A 20,020-nucleotide genomic window follows, 5' to 3' on the forward strand; every position below is an offset into this window, starting at 1 on the left:
TTTACAATCTTGTCAAGATGTTGTAAACTTAACCTTCTTTTACACGAAGATTGATGACACTTGTAACATCTTGGTAGATTTTTACTGGTACATCAATCAAACCTACTGCTCGAATTGGTGCTTTTACTTGAATGTGACGTTTGTCAATATTGATTCCGAATTGCTTTTGCAATTCTTCTGCAATTTTCTTGTTGGTGATGGAGCCAAATGTACGGCCATCTGGTCCAACTTTTTCAACAAACTCTACAACAGTCTCTTCTGCTTCAAGCTTGGCTTTGATGGCTTTTGCTTCAGCAATCATTTCAGCATGAGCCTTTTCTTCTGATTTTTGTTTTCCACGCAACTCCCCCACTGCTTGAGCAGTCGCTTCCTTGGCCAAATTCTTTTTAATCAGGAAGTTTTGAGCGTAGCCAGTTGGCACTTCCTTGATTTCGCCTTTTTTCCCTTTTCCTTTGACATCTGCTAAAAAGATTACTTTCATTCTTCTTTCTCCTTTTCTTTTAGTTCATCCAAGATAAGTTGAGTCAATTTTTCTCCTGCTTCTGACAGACTCATATTCTCGATTTGCGCAGCTGCTAGATTAAAGTGACCTCCACCACCCAGCTCTTCCATAATGCGTTGCACATTGATTTTACTACGACTTCGAGCCGAGATAGAGATAAATCCTTGTGTATTTTTTGCCAGAACGAAGCTAGCCTCAATACCAGACATAGCCAACATAGCATCGGCAGCCTTACTGATAACAACTGTGTCATAAGTCGTTGAGTCCTTAGCTTGGGCAATCAAGATATCTGACCCCAACTTACGACCTTGTAAAATGAGTTCATTTACCTCGCGGTATTCTTCGAAATCTGTCGCAGCAATCTCCTGAATAGCAATACTATCGCTTCCACGTGTTCTGAGGTAGCTAGCTACATCAAAGGTTCTACTCGTTACTCGTGACGTAAAGTTTTTGGTATCCAACATCATTCCAGCCATTAGTACACTGGCCTGCATACGACTTAAACGATTTTTCTTAGAATTTTGGAACTGAATCAATTCTGTGACCAACTCACTCGCACTACTTGCTCCACTTTCGATATAGGTGATTACTGCATTCTCTGGAAAATCCTGATCACGTCGATGATGGTCAATAACAATGGTTTGAGTAAACAGTTCGTAAAAATCTTTCGATAAAGTCAAAGCTGTCTTCGAATGATCCACTAAAATCAACAACGAACGATTTGTGACTAACTTCATCGCATCTGTAAGAGGCAAGAGTTTAGTGACTCCTTCTTTCCCCAAGAAGTTGACGGCGCGCTCAATGTCTGGCGACATTTGTTCTGCATCATAAACAGCATAGCTATTTTCAGTGATATTGTTAGCAAACAACTGCATGCCAACCGCAGACCCCAAGGCATCCATATCCAGATTCTTATGACCAACTACAAAGACCTGATCCACACTGCGAATCTTATCTGAAATAGCTGTCATCATAGCTCTCGTACGTGTTCTCGTTCTCTTAACAGAGGCTGCGGAACCACCACCAAAATAGATTGGGTTCTTGGTTTCATCATTTTCCTTGACAACCACTTGGTCCCCACCACGAACCTCAGCTAAGTTCAAGTTCCTTAAAGCAACTTTCCCTATCTCATCATGATTTCCATCACCATAAGAAAAGCCCATGCTCAAGGTCAATGGCAGCTGTCTCTGTTTTGACTCCTCACGAAAGGCATCAATCACAGAGAATTTATCATTCATCAAGCCCTCAAGAACTGTGTAATCAGTAAATAAATAAAAGCGGTCCATCCCCACACGCCGAGAAAACATAGCGTATTTACTAGCAAATTCTGAAACAAAATTTGCCACAAAACTATTGATATGACTGATATCCGAGTCGGAAGTTGCATCTTCTAGATCATCGTAGTTATCTACCGAGATAACCCCAATCACTGGTCGACTGGTTACCAATTCGACAGTTGCTTCGTATTCCCCTGAAACGTCAAAAAAATACAGGACACCTGAAGCCTTGTCCATATGAACGGCATAGCGTGTTTCGCCCAAGTTAGCATAAGAACCAGGGTTCCCCACAGAAGCCTTGATAATGGTTTGAATCAAGTCAACATCAATTTCGCCTTCTTCAGTCGTCAAAATCAACTCAGCATAAGGATTAAACCATTCGACTTCGCCACTAGATAAGTCTAATTTCAGAACACCAACTGGCATTTGATCAAGCAGCGTGTTCAAGCTATCTTCCGCTTGATGGTTTACGTATTGGATTTGTTCAATTTCGCTCTTTTCATACTGTTTTTTTTGCCAGATGAATAAAAGCAGATAAAGAAGTACAAATAAAAACAAGGCACTGATTGTTACAACATTATTTTGTGAAAAAATAATCAGCATTGTTAAGGTTCCGAAAGTCGCAATCCCTAGTAGAACCGCAGAAATCGAAGTTAAATTATTTTTTTTCATTCTAAACCTCTTGCGCATTATTATATCACAAAAGCCCTTAAAAAGCGACCTTTAAAAAGTGGTAAGCCCCCTTTTCCTTATTGATTTTTTTATGATTTGACTGCAAAAAGGAGAATAAGCTCATTATCCTCCTGCACATCTATATACTCTGGTTACTGTCACTTAACGTTCCACGATAAGGGCTGTTCCCATCCCTCCCCCGATACAGAGAGTTGCTAACCCAGTTTTAGCATCACGTTTCATCATCTCATGTACCAGAGTCACTAAGATACGGCAGCCTGAAGCTCCAATTGGGTGACCAAGAGCAATCGCACCACCATTGACATTGACAATATCGGTGTTGAAACCAAGTGTTTTCCCAACCGCACAAGCCTGAGCTGCAAAGGCTTCATTTGACTCGACCAAGTCAAGATCATCAACTGTCAAATTGCCTTTTTCAAGAGCTTTGTGAGTCGCATAAATCGGTCCACATCCCATCATCTTAGGATCCAAACCTGCACTTGCATACGAATGAATGCGAGCAATGACTGGAAGTCCCAATTCTTCAGCTTTTTCAGCACTCATGACCAAGACAGCCGCCGCTCCGTCATTGATACCTGAGGCATTTCCCGCTGTAACAGAACCGTCTTTTTTGAAAACAGGACCTAGCTTAGACAAACTCTCCAAGCTAGCATCTTTTCTAGGAAATTCATCTGTATCAAAGACGATAGGATCGCCTTTACGTTGAGGAATGACCACCGGAACAATCTCTTCCTTAAAGCGTCCAGATTCTATAGCCGCAACTGCTCGTTTTTGTGATTCCAAAGCAAGAGCATCTTGATCATCCCGGCTAATACCATATTCTTCGGCCACATTTTCGGCTGTAATCCCCATATGGTATTCATTAAAGGCATCATTCAAACCGTCCTTAATCATGGTATCTACAACTTTCGAATCGCCCATACGGCCACCCCAACGGAAGTTTGGCAAAACATATGGAGCCTGACTCATGTTTTCTGCACCACCAGCTACGATAATATCTGCATCGCCGCACTGAATCGCTTGAGCAGCCAACTGCACTGCCTTCAACCCAGAACCACAAACCTTATTAATAGTAAAGGATGGTGTAAATTCAGAAAGTCCCGCATGAATACTCATTTGGCGAGCCACATTTTGTCCCAAACCAGCGCCAAGGACATTCCCCATAATCACTTCATCTACCTGCTCTGGTTTAATATTCGCTTTTTCCAAAGCACTCTTAATGACCAAAGATCCCAAATCAACAGCAGAAACATTCTTTAAGCTCCCTCCAAAGGAGCCTATAGGAGTTCGCACTGCTGAAACAATTACTACATCTTTCATAACTACCTCCATTTATACCTTGTATAATGATGCAATACAAAAGTGGTTTACAAATCAGTAAACCACTCTTATTAGTTATTTCAATTTTATGATTCTTTTACTTCGAGCAAACCAACTTCACCATCTTCACGACGATACAAAACATTTGTTGTTTGATCTTCTACGTCTACATAGATAAAGAAATCATGTCCCAACAAATCCATTTGAAGAAGCGCTTCTTCTAAATCCATTGGTTTCAAATCAATTTGTTTTGAACGAACCACTTTTGGCTGCACAACATTTGCATCTTCAACTAGAGCATCTGTAAAGAGTTGGCTTGTTGCAACTTTATTTTTATTCTTGCGTTCGATTTTTGTTTTATTTTTACGAATCTGACGTTCAATTTTATCAGTTACAAGATCGATAGAACCATACATATCTTGAGAAATATCTTCTGCACGAAGAGTAATTGACCCAAGTGGAATTGTTACTTCAACTTTTGCTGTTTTTTCACGGTAAACTTTCAAGTTGACACGTGCGTCCAACTCTTGTTCAGGTTGAAAATATTTTTCGATCTTTTCGAGTTTAGAAACTACATAATTGCGAATTGCTTCTGTTACTTCTAGGTTTTCACCACGGATACTATATTTAATCATATAAGTACCTTCTTTCTAAACATTTTTATTTTTCTAACTATATTATAACGCTTTCATTTTCATTTTGCAAATTTTTCCTCATCTTACAAGAGAAAAAGTTTTGACTTCCAAAACACCTGCTTCTTCCAGAAGCCTTTTCACACGATTAATAGTCGCCCCTGTCGTATAGATGTCATCAATAACCAAAATCTTCTTAGGAAGAGGGGCTTCCGTTTTAATATAAAAGGGAATTTCAGTAGCTAATCTTTCTAAGCGATTCTTAGAAGAACTAGCCTTCTCTTCTCTTTTCCCTAGTAAGTCTTGAAAGGAAAATCCTGCCGCCTCAACCAAACCTTCAACCTGATTAAATCCCCTCTCAAGCAATCTTTCAGGACTTAAGGGAATCACCACAAATTCATAGTCTCTATACTTTTTCAATTCCTCAGCAAGAACAGGAGCAAAAACCTTTCTAAGCAGAAAATCCCCATCAAACTTATATCGACTAAAGAAGTCTTTCATAGCTTGATTATAGATGAATATCGCTTTATGATTAACTTCGATTCCTTCTTTACACCAAAATTTACAATCTTGACAATATGTTGACAACCCTCTTTTCATGCAGTTTGGACAATGGTCTTCACCAATCTTCTCAAAAGTAGAATCACAAGCTGAGCAAAGATAGTTGTGCTTATTTTTAAACAGTAAGAGGTGACTAAATGTCAAGTCACTCTTTGTTGACTGGCCACATAATAAACAATTCATAATCCCGCCTCCTTGTTCATCTGCTTGATTTCCTTGATTGCCTTTTTGATGGAAGTATTTAATCCATCATGAAAGAAGAGCAACTCACCAGTTGGTCTGTCCATACTACGCCCAACTCGCCCACCAATCTGAATCAAGCTAGACTTGGTAAAGAGACGATGATTGGCCTCCACTACAAAAACATCCACACAAGGGAAGGTAACCCCGCGTTCCAATATTGTCGTACTGATCAGTATTGTTAGTTCTCCATCTCGAAAAGCTTGCACCTGCTCTAATCGATTTTCTGTGACAGAGGACACAAAGCCGATATCTTCATTTGGAAACTGTTCCTGCAATATTTCTTTTAGTTTCTCGCCTTTTTTAATTTCTGATGCAAAGATTAACAACGGATAACCTGTTCTTCTCTGCATCTCAATAGAGGTCTTTAACTTAGGTGACAACTGACTCTTATCTAAATAACGATTAAAATCTGATAACCAAACTGGCTTTGGAATGATCAATGGATTTCCATGAAATCGTCTTGGCAAGCTCAACCTTTTTAATTCTCCTGTGCGAACCATCTTATCTAACTCATCTGTAGAAGTCGCTGTAAGGAATATCTTTAACCCCTCCTCCTTTACACATTGGTTTACAGCGTAATAAAGCACAGGATTGTCAACATAAGGAAAGGCATCTACTTCATCCACTATCAACAAATCAAAAGCATGATAAAATTTTAACAGCTGGTGAGTTGTTGCAACTACTAGGGGGGTTCGAAAATAGGGCTCTGATTCGCCATGGAGCAGTGCTATATCGCAAGCAAAGTCATTCTGCAGTCGCTTATACAGTTCCAAACATACATCAATTCGAGGACTTGCCAAACAAACTGCACCACCATCATCAATCACTTTGGCTACAACTTGATAAATCATCTCTGTCTTTCCAGCTCCCGTGACAGCATGAACTAAGGTCGGTTCTCTCTTTTCAATTGCTCGAATCAATCCCTCGGACACCTTCTCCTGAAAAGGGGTTAACTGACCACGCCATTTGAGAACATCTTGCTTCGGAAAATCCTCCTGCGGAAAATAGTATAAAGCTTGATCACTCCTGACTCGCTTCATCAGTAAACACTCCCTACAATAGTAAGCACCGATAGGCAAATACCATTCTTCTAGAATACTACTATTACAACGTTGACAGAAAAGTTTCCCCTTCTCTTTTCTCATTGCTGGCAGTTTCACGCCCATCTGACGTTCTTCTTCAGTTAATTCTTTCTCAGTAAACAAGCGACCGAGATAATTTGGATTTACTTTCATACTTCTTTATTCGTAAAAATCTAGCGCTTTAGGTGTTTTTTTAGTACAATTAAATCATGGAATTTAGAACAATTAAAGAGGACGGGCAAGTCCAAGAAGAAATCAAAAAATCCCGCTTTATCTGTCACGCCAAGCGTGTCTACAGTGAAGAAGAGGCTCGTGACTTTATCACTGCTATCAAAAAAGAACACTACAAAGCCACCCATAACTGCTCTGCTTTTATTGTAGGGGAACGCAGTGAGATCAAGCGTACGAGTGATGATGGCGAGCCTAGTGGTACCGCTGGAGTCCCAATGCTTGGCGTCTTAGAAAATCATAATCTTACTAATGTCTGCGTAGTGGTTACTCGCTACTTTGGGGGGATTAAGTTAGGTGCTGGTGGTTTGATTCGTGCTTATGCAGGAAGCGTAGCCTTGGCAGTCAAAGAAATTGGCATTATTGAAATCAAAGAGCAGGTTGGCATAGCTATTCAGATGTCTTACGCTCAATACCAAGAGTACAGTAACTTCCTTAAAGAACATAATCTTATGGAACTTGAAACAAACTTTACAGATCAAGTCGATACGATGATTTATGTTGATAAGGAAGAGAAAGAAAATATCAAGTCTGCTCTTGTGGAGTTTTTTAATGGAAAGGTTACTTTAACAGATCAAGGTTTACGAGAAGTTGAAGTTCCTGTAAACTTAGTGTAAACAAAGGAGAAATACATGGCGTTTGGGAAATTTATTCAAGGACTTGCTGGTAACTTCAGCGAGCAAAACAAAGAAGCTCTTATCAAAGAATACGGTCAATACCTACTAGAGAATGAAGAAATCCAAAGTGGATATAAGCTCATTCGCGACGCAATCATCTTTACAAATATCCGTATCATCTTTACAGATAAGCAAGGCGCTACTGGTCGCAAGATGTCTGTGAAATCTATCTTTTTGATGAACATTGTCAATGTTGAAACGGAAACTGCTGGAGCAGGTATAGACGATAGTGAGATTACGATCACTTATTTAGAGAATGTCTTTCTAAAAGCACATAATGAGCATTTTAGTTACCACAAATTTGAATTTCCTAAGAAAACGGATATCCTTCCTCTTTACACCTATTTACTAGAACTAGCTTATCACAATCGATTAAAAATTAACGGCTTAGAGCTTTGATATAAAAAAATCCTATCGCTTCGATAGGATTTCTATATTTTACAAATAGCCGAGAGCACGTTATACTAGTATCATCTTATACAAAGAGGTACATCTATGACTATTTATAACAATATCACTGAACTAATCGGACAAACACCAATTGTTAAACTCAACAATATCGTTCCAGAGGGTGCTGCAGATGTTTATGTAAAACTTGAAGCTTTTAACCCTGGATCGTCAGTAAAAGACCGTATTGCCCTTAGCATGATTGAAAAAGCGGAACAAGATGGTATTCTAAAACCGGGTGCTACCATTGTTGAAGCAACGAGTGGAAATACTGGTATCGGACTTTCTTGGGTAGGTGCTGCTAAGGGATATAAAGTTGTTATCGTCATGCCCGAAACGATGAGTGTGGAACGACGTAAGATTATCCAAGCCTATGGTGCTGAACTCGTCCTTACTCCTGGTAGCGAAGGAATGAAAGGGGCTATTGCTAAAGCTCAGGAAATCGCTGCTGAACGTGACGGCTTCCTTCCGCTCCAATTTAATAATCCAGCTAATCCTGAAGTACACGAAAGGACAACAGGAGCTGAAATTCTAGCTGCTTTCGGTTCTGATGGTTTAGATGCCTTTGTAGGTGGTGTTGGTACCGGTGGAACGATCTCCGGTGTTTCTCACGCTCTTAAAGCAGCAAATCCAAATATTCAAGTTTATGCAGTAGAAGCAGATGAATCTGCGATCTTATCTGGTGAAAAACCAGGGCCTCACAAAATTCAAGGCATCTCAGCTGGATTTATTCCTGAAACACTTGACACAAAGGCCTATGATGGTATCGTCCGTGTAACATCAGATGATGCACTTACGCTTGGTCGTGAGATTGGCGGAAAAGAAGGCTTCCTTGTTGGGATTTCCTCAGCTGCAGCAATTTATGGAGCAATTGAAGTTGCCAAAAAATTAGGTACAGGTAAGAAAGTACTTGCTTTAGCACCGGATAACGGCGAACGTTATTTGTCTACAGCACTCTATGAATTTGAAGTGTAGTCTCCTAAATGCACTTAGCCCTTATTAAAGGGCTTTTTGTTTACTCATAACAGAGTCTACTCTCTAGACCAAAAGAAAAAGGAAGCAAATCACTTCCTTTTCTATTAATTATTCAAGGCTGCTGCCATTGTAGCTGCAACTTCAGCTTCGAAGTCATTTGCAGCTTTCTCAATTCCTTCACCAACTTCAAAGCGAGCGAACTCAACTACTGAAGCATTTACTGATTCAAGATAAGCTTCAACTGTCTTGCTGTCATCCATGATGTAGACTTGTGCAAGAAGTGTGTATGCCTGGTCAACTTTAGTATTGTCAAGCATGAAGCGGTCCATTTTACCTGGGATGATTTTGTCCCAGATTTTTTCTGGTTTGCCTTCTGCAGCCAACTCAGCTTTGATGTCAGCTTCAGCTTGAGCGATTACTTCATCAGTCAATTGTGCTTTTGATCCATATTTCAAGTGTGGAAGAGCTGGTTTGTTAACCATTGCACGGCTTTCGTTGTCTTGATCAATTACGTGGTTCAATTGTGCCAACTCATCTTTAACGAATTGAGCGTCCAATTCTTTGTATGAAAGAACTGTTGGTTTCATCGCTGCGATGTGCATAGAGATTTGCTTAGCAAGAGCTTCGTCTCCACCTTCAATAACTGAGATAACACCGATACGACCACCGTTGTGTTGGTAAGCTCCAAAGTGTTGTGCATCTGTTTTTTCGATTAAAGCAAAACGACGGAATGAGATTTTTTCTCCGATAGTTGCTGTTGCAGATACATACGCTGCTTCAAGAGTTTCACCTGAAGGCATTGTCAAAGCAAGAGCTTCTTCATTGTTAGCTGGCTTTCCTTCAGCAATTACTTTAGCTGTAGCGTTTACCAAGTCAACGAATTGAGCATTTTTAGCAACGAAGTCAGTTTCAGCGTTTACTTCAATTACTGCTGCAACGTTACCGTTAACATAAACACCAGTCAAACCTTCTGCAGCAACACGATCAGCTTTCTTAGCAGCTTTCGCCATACCTTTTTCACGAAGCAATTCAATCGCTTTTTCGATGTCACCGTCTGTTTCTACAAGCGCTTTTTTAGCGTCCATAACACCAGCACCAGATTTTTCACGCAACTCTTTTACGAGTTTAGCTGTAATTTCTGCCATTTTGATTCTCCTATATTTTTTAAAAATAGGAGAGCCGGGCTAAGCCCCGCCCTCCTAGGTAATTACTATTTATATGAATTAAGCGTTGTCGCCTTCTACAACTTCAACGATTTCTTCGATTGAGTCTGCTTGAGCTTCTGAAGCTGCAAATTCTGCTTCAACTGCTGCTGCATCTTCACCTTGACGTCCTTCAATGATAGCGTCAGCCAATTTAGCTGTGATCAATTTAACCGCGCGGATAGCGTCATCGTTAGCTGGGATGATTACATCGATATCGTCTGGATCAGTGTTTGTGTCAACCATCGCTACAACTGGGATACCCAATTTTTTAGCTTCTTTAACAGCGATTTGCTCTTTATGTGGGTCAACTACGTACATTACATCTGGGATACGAGGCATGTCTTCGATACCACCCAAGAATTTTTCAAGACGTGCACGTTGTTTATTAAGAAGTGCAACTTCTTTCTTAGGAAGAACGTCGAAGATTCCTTCTTCTTCCATACGTTTGATTTCTTTCAAACGAGCAATACGTTTTTGGATAGTCCCCCAGTTAGTAAGAGTTCCACCCAACCAACGGTGGTTGATGTAGTATTGACCTGAACGTACAGCTTCTTCAGCAACAGCGTCAGCAGCTTGTTTCTTAGTACCAACAAACAATACAACTGCATCGTTAGCTGCTGCATCACGCATAAAGTCATATGCTTGATCAGCGTATTTTACAGTTTGTTGCAAGTCGATAACGTGGATTCCGTTACGCTCAGTGAAGATGTACTTAGCCATCTTAGGGTTCCAGCGACGAGTTTGGTGACCAAAGTGTACACCAGCCTCAAGAAGTTGTTTCATTGAAATTACTGCCATGAGTATTTCTCCTTTTTGTTTTTTCCTCTTCTAGATTTCAGCTTGCAAAACGACCCAAGGGCAACAGTTTCACAATTCATCAAGAATGAGTATTATCGTTTACACGACAAGTTTTATTCTATCATATTTTATCAATATTTTCAAGTGATTTTGCTAGTTTTTGACCTAACTTAAGACTAAAAAATGAAAAGAGACTCAAATCGAGCCTCTTTATTTGGTTCATTAGTTTGGATAGATGTATGTTACGTAACCTTCAGAAGTTGTAGTTGGGTTGAACCATCCACGTTTGTTTCCGATTGTACGATCTCCACCGTAGTTTGATTCTGATACTTGAATACGAGTTGATGATGAAACTGCTGTAACAACCGCTACGTGTCCATAACCACCATCATTCCAACATGCAATCGCACCAACTTGTGGAGTTGAACCTGTATGGAATCCTGCTGCAGCTGCACTTGTTGCCCACTGAGCTCCGTTGCCCCAGTAATCTCCAGCCCAAGGTGCCAATGTTTTAGCTCCCCAAGTACATTCACCAGTTGGATAACTTGAAGCATTTGAGCTGTAAGTTGGGCGTTGTCTAGCAGGCGCTGGCGCAGGTGCTGGAGTGTAGCTTGAATCCTCATCGTCAGTTGTTGATGTTGCCTGTACTTGAGCTGAGAAACTTGTGTTTCCAGAAGCAACAACCGACTGCTGTTGGCTTGTTTGACGTGCTCTGTAAGCTGCTTCTGCTTCTGCAGCAGCACGTGCTTCTGCCTCTGCTGTTGCTTTCTTCTCTAGCAAACTAGCTTTTTCACCTTCTGCAGTAGCTTTTTCAGCAGCAAGATTCAACTCTGCAACCTTCAACTCGGCTTGCTTAGTTGTCAATGCCTGCGCATCATCAGCCAGTTTTTGTTGGTTAGCAATAACTGTATTGATTGCTTCATTATTGGCTACTTGTTTATCAGAAATTGCTTTTTTATCAGCCTTTTGTTGCTCCAACATTTTGTTGTTAGCCGATACAATCTCGCTCATTGCAGCAACACGCGAAATGGCTTCTGTGATTGATTTTGAGTTTACAATTGTATTAATGTAGCTAGTCGCAGCTCCATTTGTCTGTGCGCTACGTGCTTGTTTTTCTAAAGAAGCATTACGAGCCACGATATTTTTAGAAAGCTCTGTAATTTCTCCCTCAAGTTTTTTAGATTCAGCTTGTAATTTTTCGTTTTCGGCTTGCAAGCTTGCTTGCTCTGCTTGAATTGTTGAAACCTGACCTTGGATTTGATCCACTTGCTTTTGAGCTTCTTGTTGTTGTGCTGTTAAACTGCTAATTTTATTATCTTGAGCAGCAATTTTTTCATCAGTTGTTTCTGCACGAACAGTTGTCAATACTGCCGTTTGTGAGACCAATACTGTACTTAACAAAAGTGACGCTAAGATTTTTTTCTTCATATTCTGTCGATACTCCTTCTATTTGAGACATTACTAGTATACCAAAAAAAGACATAATAAATATTACGCCTTTGTTACATTTATATTTCTTTCTCATAGATAATATTTTTCAAAAATATATTGGAAAATCACCATCCATAAGAAGTTCAGAATCATTGATGGGACAAGGCTATAGACGATGAAAACTGGCATCGATTCTACTGTCAATCCCATAGCAAGAGCAAGGAGGTAGCTCCCCATATCAAATAGGAAACTCATTACAACTATTGTTAACATTCTTGTCCAACGGTTTAGCAAAATTACACTATTAAATTTATGGAGCGAAGCTCCTATCAAGATAAATAGAAGTGTCGCAATTCCTATCAAGTGGAAAAAATAGATATCGTACACCAAACCCACTATACCGCAATAAGCTAGATAGAGGTATTCTGAAACCTCAATTGTCTCAAACAAGAGAAATAAAAACAGAAAATGACTTGCTAAATGAAAGTGAGGGAAGAAGGATCCCGCTAATTGTCCAATATGTGCATCAATTAGTACGACAAAAGGGAGTAAAAAGAAAATACCAATTTGTTTTAACAGTCTCATTGCTAATTCCCCACTAACTCTACCACGTGAAGATTTTTGGTGTCAGCACTTAACTTTACTGTTACTTCCTTTGTTAGATAATCACTGCTGTGTGTTGTAGCAACAACCTCTCCAACAGGGATATCCTTAACATTAAAGTTTCCAAGCCCCCCTGTAGTCACCTTGTCTCCCGCGCTAATGTCGCTGTTGCTGTTTAATTGACTAATTTTAAGCAGTTCAGATTCCTTATCATAACCAACGATAATCCCGTAAATTTCAGTAGAACCATGCAGGATTTTAACAGAAATTTTGTCTGAATTTTCGGTGTTTGTCAATAGGTTGATCGTTGTTGAATGATCCTCCACCTTTGAAACACTACCAATCAAACCCCCGTTTGCAATGGCCAACATATTTTCAGAAGCTCCTTTTGAACTTCCCACATCAATTGTTAACTCTTGTTTCCAAGATACTGGAGCTCGCATAATCACATCTGCTGCAATGGTTTTTGTAGCCTGCAATTTTGACTTCATATCCAGCAACTGACGTAATTGTTCATTTTCATTTTTTAAACTTTCTGATTGATTAGACTCCACCTCTAGTTGATAAAGCTGTTTCTTTAGACTCTCATTTTCATTGTAAGTCTGCGTCAAATGTCCCAAATCCGATTTGAAAGTATCAAACCACTGAAAGGGTTTTTGAACAATTCTATCTACTAAAGAAATCCCATCTCCTAGTTTCGTCACAATAGCGCTTGAATAGGTTGTCACTAATAGAACAGAAACTGCCAGAACTGTGACAAAAACGATGATTAGATATTTTGATTTTTTAAAACGGTTCATATTCCTACCTTTATACTAAAAACCTGCTACTGTGAGCTTCTTATCAATCCTACAAACCTGCTAAGATTTTAAGAAAAACAAGAAACATCCCAGTACCAAAATCACAAGAATTGCCAGTGTATCCTTTTGACTCCATCTCAACTGTCTATACTGACTTCTACCCTTTCCTCCCTGATAACCACGTGCTTCCATGGCAATTGCCAATGAATCTGCACGCTTTAAGCTCGTCGCAAAAAGAGGAATTAAAATCGGAATCATAGCCTTTACTTTTTGAACGATGCTACCTTCGCCAAAGTCAACTCCACGCGCTTTTTGAGCATTCATAATTCTCGTTGTGTCATCCATCAAGGTTGGAACAAAACGCAAACTCATTGATAACATGAGACCAATTTCATGAACGGGAACTTTCACGCGTTTCAGAGGTGCTAAAAGAGATTCAACTGCAGCTGCCAGACTCAAAGGCATGGTCGTTAACGTTAGCAAAGTTGAAAAGAAAATAATCAACACAAAACGACAGAAAATAATCCCTGCTTGCTGCAAAGCATAATCCGTTATTCTTATAAAAGAAAACTCAAATAAGACATTTCCACTTGAAATAAAAAAGAGTTGAAATAGAGTCGTAAAAGCAATCAAGAAAAACATGGATTTTAATCCCTGAACAAAAAATGAGAGGGAAACGCCCGACAAAGCGATAAATATACCTGTTGCTACAAAAAGAATGAGATTGGCGAGGGGATTATTGGCCCAAAATACAACCAAAATCAACAGGATCATAGCGAGCAATTTACTACGGGGATCCAAGCGATGAATGATGGAATCTCCTGGTATATAACGCCCTAAAATCATACTATCCATTTAGCGACTCCTTAAACTCCTCTATCTTGATTGGTAGTTTTTTAAAAGCTACACCTCTATCTGCCAAACGTTTACAAAAGGCTGTGATTTTAGGCACACCTAACTGCACATTTTCCATAAAGGCTACATCTTGAAAAACTTCACTCGGTTTGCCACTTTTGACTAAACGCCCCTTTTCCATAACGTAAACCTGATCAGCATACTCAGCTACGTCATCCATCAAATGCGTTACCAGAACGATTGTCATTCCAGAAAGGTGAAGTTTTTTAAACAGGGTCATCAATTCTTTTCTGCCCAGAGGATCTAGCCCTGCTGTCGGCTCATCCAAAACCAAGACAGTTGGCTCCATGGCTAGCATACCCGCTATAGCCACACGTCTCATCTGGCCACCCGAAAGTTCAAAAGGACTGCGCTCAAAGAGTGACTCATTGATGCCTACCAAGGCTAACTTTTCACGCGCAATTTTCTTGGCCTCTTCCTCAGAAACTCCAAAATTTTGCGGCCCAAAAGCCACATCTTTCAAAACAGTCTCTTCAAAAATTTGGTTTTCAGCAAATTGAAACACTAGACCAACTTGCTTTCGAATCTGACGAATTTCTTTATTGGTTGATGTAGGGGTAATGACGGTATCAAAAACTCGAACAGAACCCTTACTTGGTACCAATAGGCCATTTAAAAGCTGTAAAATCGTTGATTTCCCACTACCTGTGTGCCCTACTAAAGCTGTGTAGGAACCATCCTCAATCATCAAAGAAACATCAGTCAAGGCTGATGAAGATAGGGGAGTCCCCTCTTGATAAGTAAAGCTCACATTTTCTAGAGTAATTCCCATAGCTTGTCCTCTAGCTCTCCTTCTGTCAAATAGCCATCCGGCAACTGATAGCCAGCCTCTCTCAAAGATTCTCTCAATTGATTAGTAAAAGGCTCATCTAGCCCTATCTGGTCAAGGTCATCCCGAGAAAAAAGTTCTCTTGGGCTGCTGGTTGACTCCACTTGACCTTTTTTCATGACCAAGACACGTTCACTCATCGCAACTTCTTCTAAGTCATGTGTAATGGAGACGACTGTCATCTGGTGGTCTTTTCGAATCTCTTGAACTGTCTGAATCAGTTCTCTTCGTCCCTCGGGGTCCAACATACTTGTAGCCTCATCTAGAATTAAAATAGCTGGTCTCAAGGCAACAACTCCTGCAATAGCCACACGTTGTTTTTGTCCACCAGACAAACGAGCTGGTTCTCTCTTCTTAAAGTCCAGCATCCCTACCAACTCCAAAGATTCAGCCACTCTTTTCTTCATTTCTTCACGAGGAAGTCCCTGATTTTCTAGACCGAAGGCAACATCATCTTCAACAGTTGCACCTACAAATTGATTATCTGGATTTTGAAAAACCATACCAATTTGACGACGCAAGTCCCAAACGTTCTCAGAGGACAGCAGTTGCCCATCTATCCAGATTTCCCCAGACTCTGCTTCAAGCAAGCCATCAATCAAACGGATAGTTGTCGATTTCCCACTCCCATTATGACCTACAATCGAAAGCCATTCTCCCCGTTTCACGTGAAACGAGACATTATTAACGTCATAGTGTTCCTGGTCTTCTTTGTAACGAAAAGACAGATTTTTTACTTCAATAATCGATTTCATTTCGAACCAAATGTCCCTTTGAATACATAAGCGCTACCCTTGAAATAATCATAACCAGAGTAGATAGTGAAAAACAAAGCTATATAAAGCAACAGTTGACCAATTAAATTCCAATGTAAGAGCAAAAAGATAATGGCAAACATCTGACTAAAGGTCTTGATTTTCCCTGGCATCGCTGCTGCTAGAACCGTTCCTCCCGTCTCAACGAGCAACAGCCGTAGGCCGGTCACCGCAAGTTCACGACAGATGATAATAGCAACAACCCAAGCTGGAGCCATACCTAACTCAATCAACATGATAAAAGCTGACATAACCAGCAACTTATCCGCCATCGGATCTGCAAACTTTCCAAAGTTGCTGACTACATTCCATTTACGAGCAAGATAGCCATCGAGATAATCCGTTATACTAGCAACTGCAAAGATGATCGCTGCCAGCAAATGACTGCCTTGTGAATGGTCCAAAGTCAAAATAAAAATAAAGAGAGGTATAAAGAGAATTCTACCAATAGTTAATACATTAGGAATTTGTTCTTTCTTCATTGGTTTTTCCTTAATCTGTAGTGAATGTAAGTGTTACAGTTCCAGTCTGAGTTGTCAGCTTCGAGGTGTCGATCGTTTGATTGTCCACAGTTAAAGTAACTCCCTTCACTACACCCAAAGTAATAGTCACAGGTTCTTTCGTCGAAACTGTTGTTTTTGCATTTTTATTGTCTGCGGATAGTGTCACACCACCTTCCAGCTCACTCCCTGAAACACTAACCCAGCTAGTTGCATCTGAAACTGTCAGCTGAACCGTAGCTGTTTCCTTACTCGTTTTATAGCGAGCTTCAATGCGGTTTCCTTCGCCTGACACTGTAATAGTTGATTCCGTAGTAGAAGACGAGCTAGACGTCTGACTACTAGAAGATGAACTAGTTGAAGTTGTTGAACTAGTTGAGCTCACAATACTATAATTAGGCGAAGAAGGACGCGTTGGTTGAGTCTGGATATAATTCCAAACATAATAAGTCACAAAAATTAAAATCGACAAAGCAAATAGAACGAAATAAAACAAGGGGAGATAAGACGTTTTTTTCTTATTTGATCGTCTACGACCAGACAAGTCTTCTTCATCAACATCTACCTCTTCGTAGGTAATCATGCTTCCCGAATCATAGGCATCCAAAATGATTCGCTCGTCCAATTCAACCGCCCAGGCATATTTTCTCAAAAAAGAACGAGCATAAAATGGACTAGGAAGTTGATCAAAATCATCAGCCTCCATAGCCTCTAATAAATTCATCTGAATATCCGTTTTTGCCTGCAGTTCTTCTATACTCAATCCCTGGTTAATTCTAGCTAAACGTAGAACCTCGCCAATTGTTTTTTTTCTCATACGTACCATTCCTTCTTTCTAGTATTAGTTATCTTTTAAGCTGGAAAGATTGTAAAATCAACTAGATCACCATCATCTATCAAACGATGACCTGCTTCAAGAACATCGTCTAAAGTAATTTCTTGTAAAATTTTTGGTAAATCAAAAATAGTTTCTCCTCTGTCGACTGGTTCATACTGTGTCGCAATAAACTCCAAGGAGTTCATACTACTGAAAAATTCCCCAAACATCTCACTCTTAACAAGATCGAGATGTTCCTCTGTAAGATCTGAATCTTTCGTAAAGTTGAGAATAGCCTTTCGAAATTGATGCGACAACGAAACAGGTTCTTTTGTTTCCATCGTCAACATTACAAAATGAAAGCGGCTATTCACTTCCACCTCTAAGGACAGCGAGGCATCCAACTTCCCTGTCTCATATAACTTTTGAAATCGTTCAGAAGTCCAACCAAACATCATCGTAAACAATAATCTTAGCAAAACATTATAACGGTAGCAAGCTTCTTCTGCTACCTCACCTGCTCCCCTAATTCCAACAGCAAGCTTTGGAGAAGAAACCTCCATCCGGAGACTGTCTGTTTCTTTGACAGCTTGTAAAGTAAGCTTCTCCTTCCTTACTACCATTTCTTCCAAGTTTCTAAGTTTTTTTTGCGAAAAATACTTCTCAACCGTATCTACATCAAAATTGCCAACTAAAAACAAAGACATATTGACAGGTTTGTAAAAGGCTGTAAAGTTATCTTTTAAGTCATTTAGCTGGATATTGTTAATTGATTTTTCACTTCCAACAATATCTGCCGCCAGAGGAGTATTAGGATAAAGATTTGCTAATGTTGCAAAAAACAGGCGCGAATCTGGATCATCTTGGTACATCTCACGTTCCTGTTGGATAATTTCCCTCTCTCTCTCAACTGACTCTTCTGTAAAATGAGCAACTGTTACCAACTCCTCAAGCAAATCCAAATTTTCTGATAAATGATCTATTGTTGAAAACAAATAGCTCGTCTTTGTAAAACTCGTAAAAGCATTGCTATCAGCTCCCAAGTGTGTAAAAGACTCCATAATATCTTCAGCATTTTCTCTCTCAAATAGTTTATGTTCAAGAAAATGTGCAATTCCAGCTGGATAACACTGTAAACCTTTTTCAGATAGTGTAAAGCTTGTGTCTACTGATCCAAATCGAACTGTTACAACTCCGTAAACTTCATTAAATTGTTTCTTAGGAAGGAGAGACACTGTCAATCCATTTGATAGACGAGTCTGATAAACCGTCTCCTTTACAGCAGGATAGTATTTTTCTTCAAAGGTAACTGGTGTCATTCTATTCCTTCCATAAAGTATATCGCTTGTAACCGAACACTATTTGCTGCTTTGCAGATAGCTTCTTTATCAACTTGATTTAATTTTTCAATCCAATTGTCAAAATCTGATGTAGATTTCCCTAACAAACTATTCAAGTAAACTCGCTCGATTAGTGAGCTCTGACTATCTTGCGAAAGCAATAAGGTTCTGCGAATCATCTCCTTAGTCTGTTCAATCTCCAAATCTGTAAAATTACCTTTCTTTAGTTCAAGTAATTGATGATTCATCAATTTTCTGGCTTGATTGCGCTTTTCCCGATCAATGCCAGCATACATCCTCAATTGACCACTAAATAAATCCAATTGACTGGAGATAGTGTAGGCTAGACCAGCATTTTCCCGAACATTTGTAAAAAGCTTAGAGTGAGCAAAACCACCTAACAGACCATTCATTACTACCATGGCCAAATGATGCTTGTCTCCATAGCTCGTAGAACAATGGTAAGCCAATTCCAAAACGGATTGGCCCACATTCTTACGAACCATTCCTTCCCGAAGGACATTTGAATATGGTTGTTTGTACTGAGGCTTGACATCGATTTGACGCCCAGTAAAGGAGAATGACCTCAACCACTCCTTCACTTCTACTTCATTAAAATCACCCAAGAAAAAGAAATCAATTCGATCTTTGTTCAGAGCATCTTGAAAGCAAGTGTAGCTACTTTCCGGAGACTCATTTGAAATGCGATTTCGTAAATCACTGTATCTCAATTGAAGACGCTCATCACGGAAGAACAAGCTATCCAACTCCTTATGAGCAAAATAAAATGAATCATCCATATCAGTAGCCAAACTAGCCAATAACTGTTTTCTTTCAATTTCAAATAAGGCTGGCTCAAAAGCACCATCTTGAGCTAAGGGGGAAAATAAAGTCTGTTTCACCAATTCAAATATTTGAGAAGTCAAGACATTCTTTTTACTTAAAAAATCATCCCTCACATAGGTAAATGTTAGGTCAAGAATATGTACCTGTCCCCTACGATAAGCACTCGTAGAAATATCTGTTCCATATAAACTTGCCAAGTATCTGCGAAAAGCTTGAGATGTTGGGTGAGCTTTATTGGCAGTTTCCAACATACTTGCACTTAACATGCGTCCCGCTATTGTCTCAAGAGATAAGGGAGCAGTAAAACGAATAGTGATTTTATTTGTTTTAAACTTTTTGGATTGAATAAAATTTGCTGAAATTCCAGACACCAACTCCATACCTTACCTCCTTACATATAGAGTTCTATTATACCACGAAAATCAAAATTTTTCTTGTTCTCTTTATAGCTTTCAAAAGTAAAATCGTTTTCATTTCGACTGAC

Annotated in this window: 21 protein-coding genes; 3 read left to right on the forward strand and 18 right to left on the reverse strand. The window is 39.6% G+C overall.

Annotated features, from left to right (window positions below; all coding sequences use genetic code 11):
* Positions 1 to 28 precede the first annotated feature (28 nt).
* The 6 genes from rplI to BLS46_RS05995 all read right to left on the reverse strand — a co-directional run bounded on the left by rplI (position 29) and on the right by BLS46_RS05995 (position 6,463).
* Positions 29 to 481 (reverse strand): 50S ribosomal protein L9, encoded by a 453-nt coding sequence (rplI, locus tag BLS46_RS05970; protein ID WP_000864212.1) that lies wholly within the window; start codon positions 479 to 481, stop codon positions 29 to 31.
* Positions 478 to 2,451: a DHH family phosphoesterase gene (locus BLS46_RS05975; RefSeq protein ID WP_093586264.1), complete on the reverse strand. Its 1,974-nt coding sequence runs from the start codon at positions 2,449 to 2,451 to the stop codon at positions 478 to 480. Before BLS46_RS05975 ends, rplI begins: the two co-directional genes overlap by 4 nt.
* A gap of 162 nt (positions 2,452 to 2,613) precedes the next feature.
* Positions 2,614 to 3,792: an acetyl-CoA C-acetyltransferase gene (locus tag BLS46_RS05980; protein ID WP_093586266.1), complete on the reverse strand. Its 1,179-nt coding sequence runs from the start codon at positions 3,790 to 3,792 to the stop codon at positions 2,614 to 2,616.
* Between the two features lie 86 nt (positions 3,793 to 3,878).
* A complete protein-coding gene (gene hpf / locus BLS46_RS05985; protein WP_000599119.1) occupies positions 3,879 to 4,427 on the reverse strand; it encodes a ribosome hibernation-promoting factor, HPF/YfiA family in 549 nt (182 codons plus the stop codon).
* A 78-nt stretch (positions 4,428 to 4,505) separates the two neighbouring features.
* The gene (locus BLS46_RS05990; protein ID WP_093586268.1) at positions 4,506 to 5,168 is read right to left on the reverse strand and encodes a ComF family protein; all 663 of its coding nucleotides are present in this window, start codon (positions 5,166 to 5,168) and stop codon (positions 4,506 to 4,508) included.
* Positions 5,165 to 6,463, reverse strand: a complete 1,299-nt coding sequence (locus BLS46_RS05995; RefSeq protein WP_093586270.1) for an ATP-dependent helicase ComFA — start codon at positions 6,461 to 6,463, stop codon at positions 5,165 to 5,167. Before BLS46_RS05995 ends, BLS46_RS05990 begins: the two co-directional genes overlap by 4 nt.
* Before the next feature lie 56 nt (positions 6,464 to 6,519).
* On the opposite strand from BLS46_RS05995, the gene BLS46_RS06000 reads away from it, so the two are divergent.
* The 3 genes from BLS46_RS06000 to cysK all read left to right on the forward strand — a co-directional run bounded on the left by BLS46_RS06000 (position 6,520) and on the right by cysK (position 8,637).
* Entirely contained in the window at positions 6,520 to 7,155 is a 636-nt protein-coding gene (locus BLS46_RS06000; RefSeq protein WP_093586272.1) for a YigZ family protein, read from the forward strand.
* A 15-nt stretch (positions 7,156 to 7,170) separates the two neighbouring features.
* On the forward strand, positions 7,171 to 7,614 hold the full coding sequence (locus BLS46_RS06005; RefSeq protein ID WP_093586274.1) for a PH domain-containing protein: 444 nt from the start codon (positions 7,171 to 7,173) through the stop codon (positions 7,612 to 7,614).
* Between the two features lie 96 nt (positions 7,615 to 7,710).
* The gene (gene cysK, locus BLS46_RS06010) at positions 7,711 to 8,637 is read left to right on the forward strand and encodes a cysteine synthase A (protein WP_093586276.1); all 927 of its coding nucleotides are present in this window, start codon (positions 7,711 to 7,713) and stop codon (positions 8,635 to 8,637) included.
* A 104-nt stretch (positions 8,638 to 8,741) separates the two neighbouring features.
* Here cysK and tsf read toward each other — a convergent pair whose 3' ends face one another.
* The 12 genes from tsf to yfmF all read right to left on the reverse strand — a co-directional run bounded on the left by tsf (position 8,742) and on the right by yfmF (position 19,916).
* Positions 8,742 to 9,782 (reverse strand): translation elongation factor Ts, encoded by a 1,041-nt coding sequence (gene tsf, locus BLS46_RS06015; RefSeq protein WP_093586278.1) that lies wholly within the window; start codon positions 9,780 to 9,782, stop codon positions 8,742 to 8,744.
* 78 nt (positions 9,783 to 9,860) lie between these two features.
* The gene (gene rpsB / locus BLS46_RS06020) at positions 9,861 to 10,640 is read right to left on the reverse strand and encodes a 30S ribosomal protein S2 (RefSeq protein WP_002876048.1); all 780 of its coding nucleotides are present in this window, start codon (positions 10,638 to 10,640) and stop codon (positions 9,861 to 9,863) included.
* Positions 10,641 to 10,862: 222 nt separating this feature from the next.
* The gene (pcsB, locus tag BLS46_RS06025) at positions 10,863 to 12,068 is read right to left on the reverse strand and encodes a peptidoglycan hydrolase PcsB (RefSeq protein WP_093586280.1); all 1,206 of its coding nucleotides are present in this window, start codon (positions 12,066 to 12,068) and stop codon (positions 10,863 to 10,865) included.
* A 93-nt stretch (positions 12,069 to 12,161) separates the two neighbouring features.
* Positions 12,162 to 12,656 carry a rod shape-determining protein MreD gene (gene mreD, locus BLS46_RS06030; protein WP_093586282.1) on the reverse strand — a complete coding sequence of 165 codons (495 nt, stop codon included), beginning with the start codon at positions 12,654 to 12,656 and terminating at the stop codon, positions 12,162 to 12,164.
* A 2-nt stretch (positions 12,657 to 12,658) separates the two neighbouring features.
* Positions 12,659 to 13,474, reverse strand: a complete 816-nt coding sequence (gene mreC, locus BLS46_RS06035) for a rod shape-determining protein MreC (protein ID WP_042903074.1) — start codon at positions 13,472 to 13,474, stop codon at positions 12,659 to 12,661.
* A gap of 60 nt (positions 13,475 to 13,534) precedes the next feature.
* The gene (locus BLS46_RS06040; protein WP_093586284.1) at positions 13,535 to 14,329 is read right to left on the reverse strand and encodes an energy-coupling factor transporter transmembrane component T family protein; all 795 of its coding nucleotides are present in this window, start codon (positions 14,327 to 14,329) and stop codon (positions 13,535 to 13,537) included.
* Positions 14,322 to 15,161, reverse strand: a complete 840-nt coding sequence (locus BLS46_RS06045) for an energy-coupling factor transporter ATPase (protein ID WP_093586286.1) — start codon at positions 15,159 to 15,161, stop codon at positions 14,322 to 14,324. The genes BLS46_RS06040 and BLS46_RS06045 overlap by 8 nt, the downstream gene beginning before the upstream one ends.
* The gene (locus BLS46_RS06050) at positions 15,146 to 15,973 is read right to left on the reverse strand and encodes an energy-coupling factor ABC transporter ATP-binding protein (RefSeq protein WP_084974715.1); all 828 of its coding nucleotides are present in this window, start codon (positions 15,971 to 15,973) and stop codon (positions 15,146 to 15,148) included. The genes BLS46_RS06045 and BLS46_RS06050 overlap by 16 nt, the downstream gene beginning before the upstream one ends.
* The gene (gene pgsA, locus BLS46_RS06055; RefSeq protein ID WP_084974717.1) at positions 15,970 to 16,515 is read right to left on the reverse strand and encodes a CDP-diacylglycerol--glycerol-3-phosphate 3-phosphatidyltransferase; all 546 of its coding nucleotides are present in this window, start codon (positions 16,513 to 16,515) and stop codon (positions 15,970 to 15,972) included. The genes BLS46_RS06050 and pgsA overlap by 4 nt, the downstream gene beginning before the upstream one ends.
* A 10-nt stretch (positions 16,516 to 16,525) precedes the next feature.
* Positions 16,526 to 17,350, reverse strand: a complete 825-nt coding sequence (rodZ, locus tag BLS46_RS06060; RefSeq protein ID WP_084974719.1) for a cytoskeleton protein RodZ — start codon at positions 17,348 to 17,350, stop codon at positions 16,526 to 16,528.
* Between the two features lie 35 nt (positions 17,351 to 17,385).
* On the reverse strand, positions 17,386 to 18,669 hold the full coding sequence (gene yfmH, locus BLS46_RS06065) for an EF-P 5-aminopentanol modification-associated protein YfmH (RefSeq protein WP_093586290.1): 1,284 nt from the start codon (positions 18,667 to 18,669) through the stop codon (positions 17,386 to 17,388).
* Complete coding sequence (yfmF, locus tag BLS46_RS06070) at positions 18,666 to 19,916, reverse strand: EF-P 5-aminopentanol modification-associated protein YfmF (RefSeq protein WP_084974723.1); 1,251 nt, start codon at positions 19,914 to 19,916, stop codon at positions 18,666 to 18,668. The genes yfmH and yfmF overlap by 4 nt, the downstream gene beginning before the upstream one ends.
* Positions 19,917 to 20,020 lie beyond the last annotated feature (104 nt).

Origin of the sequence: Streptococcus sp. NLAE-zl-C503, from assembly GCF_900104285.1 — a bacterium.
In the GTDB taxonomy this organism is placed as follows: domain Bacteria; phylum Bacillota; class Bacilli; order Lactobacillales; family Streptococcaceae; genus Streptococcus.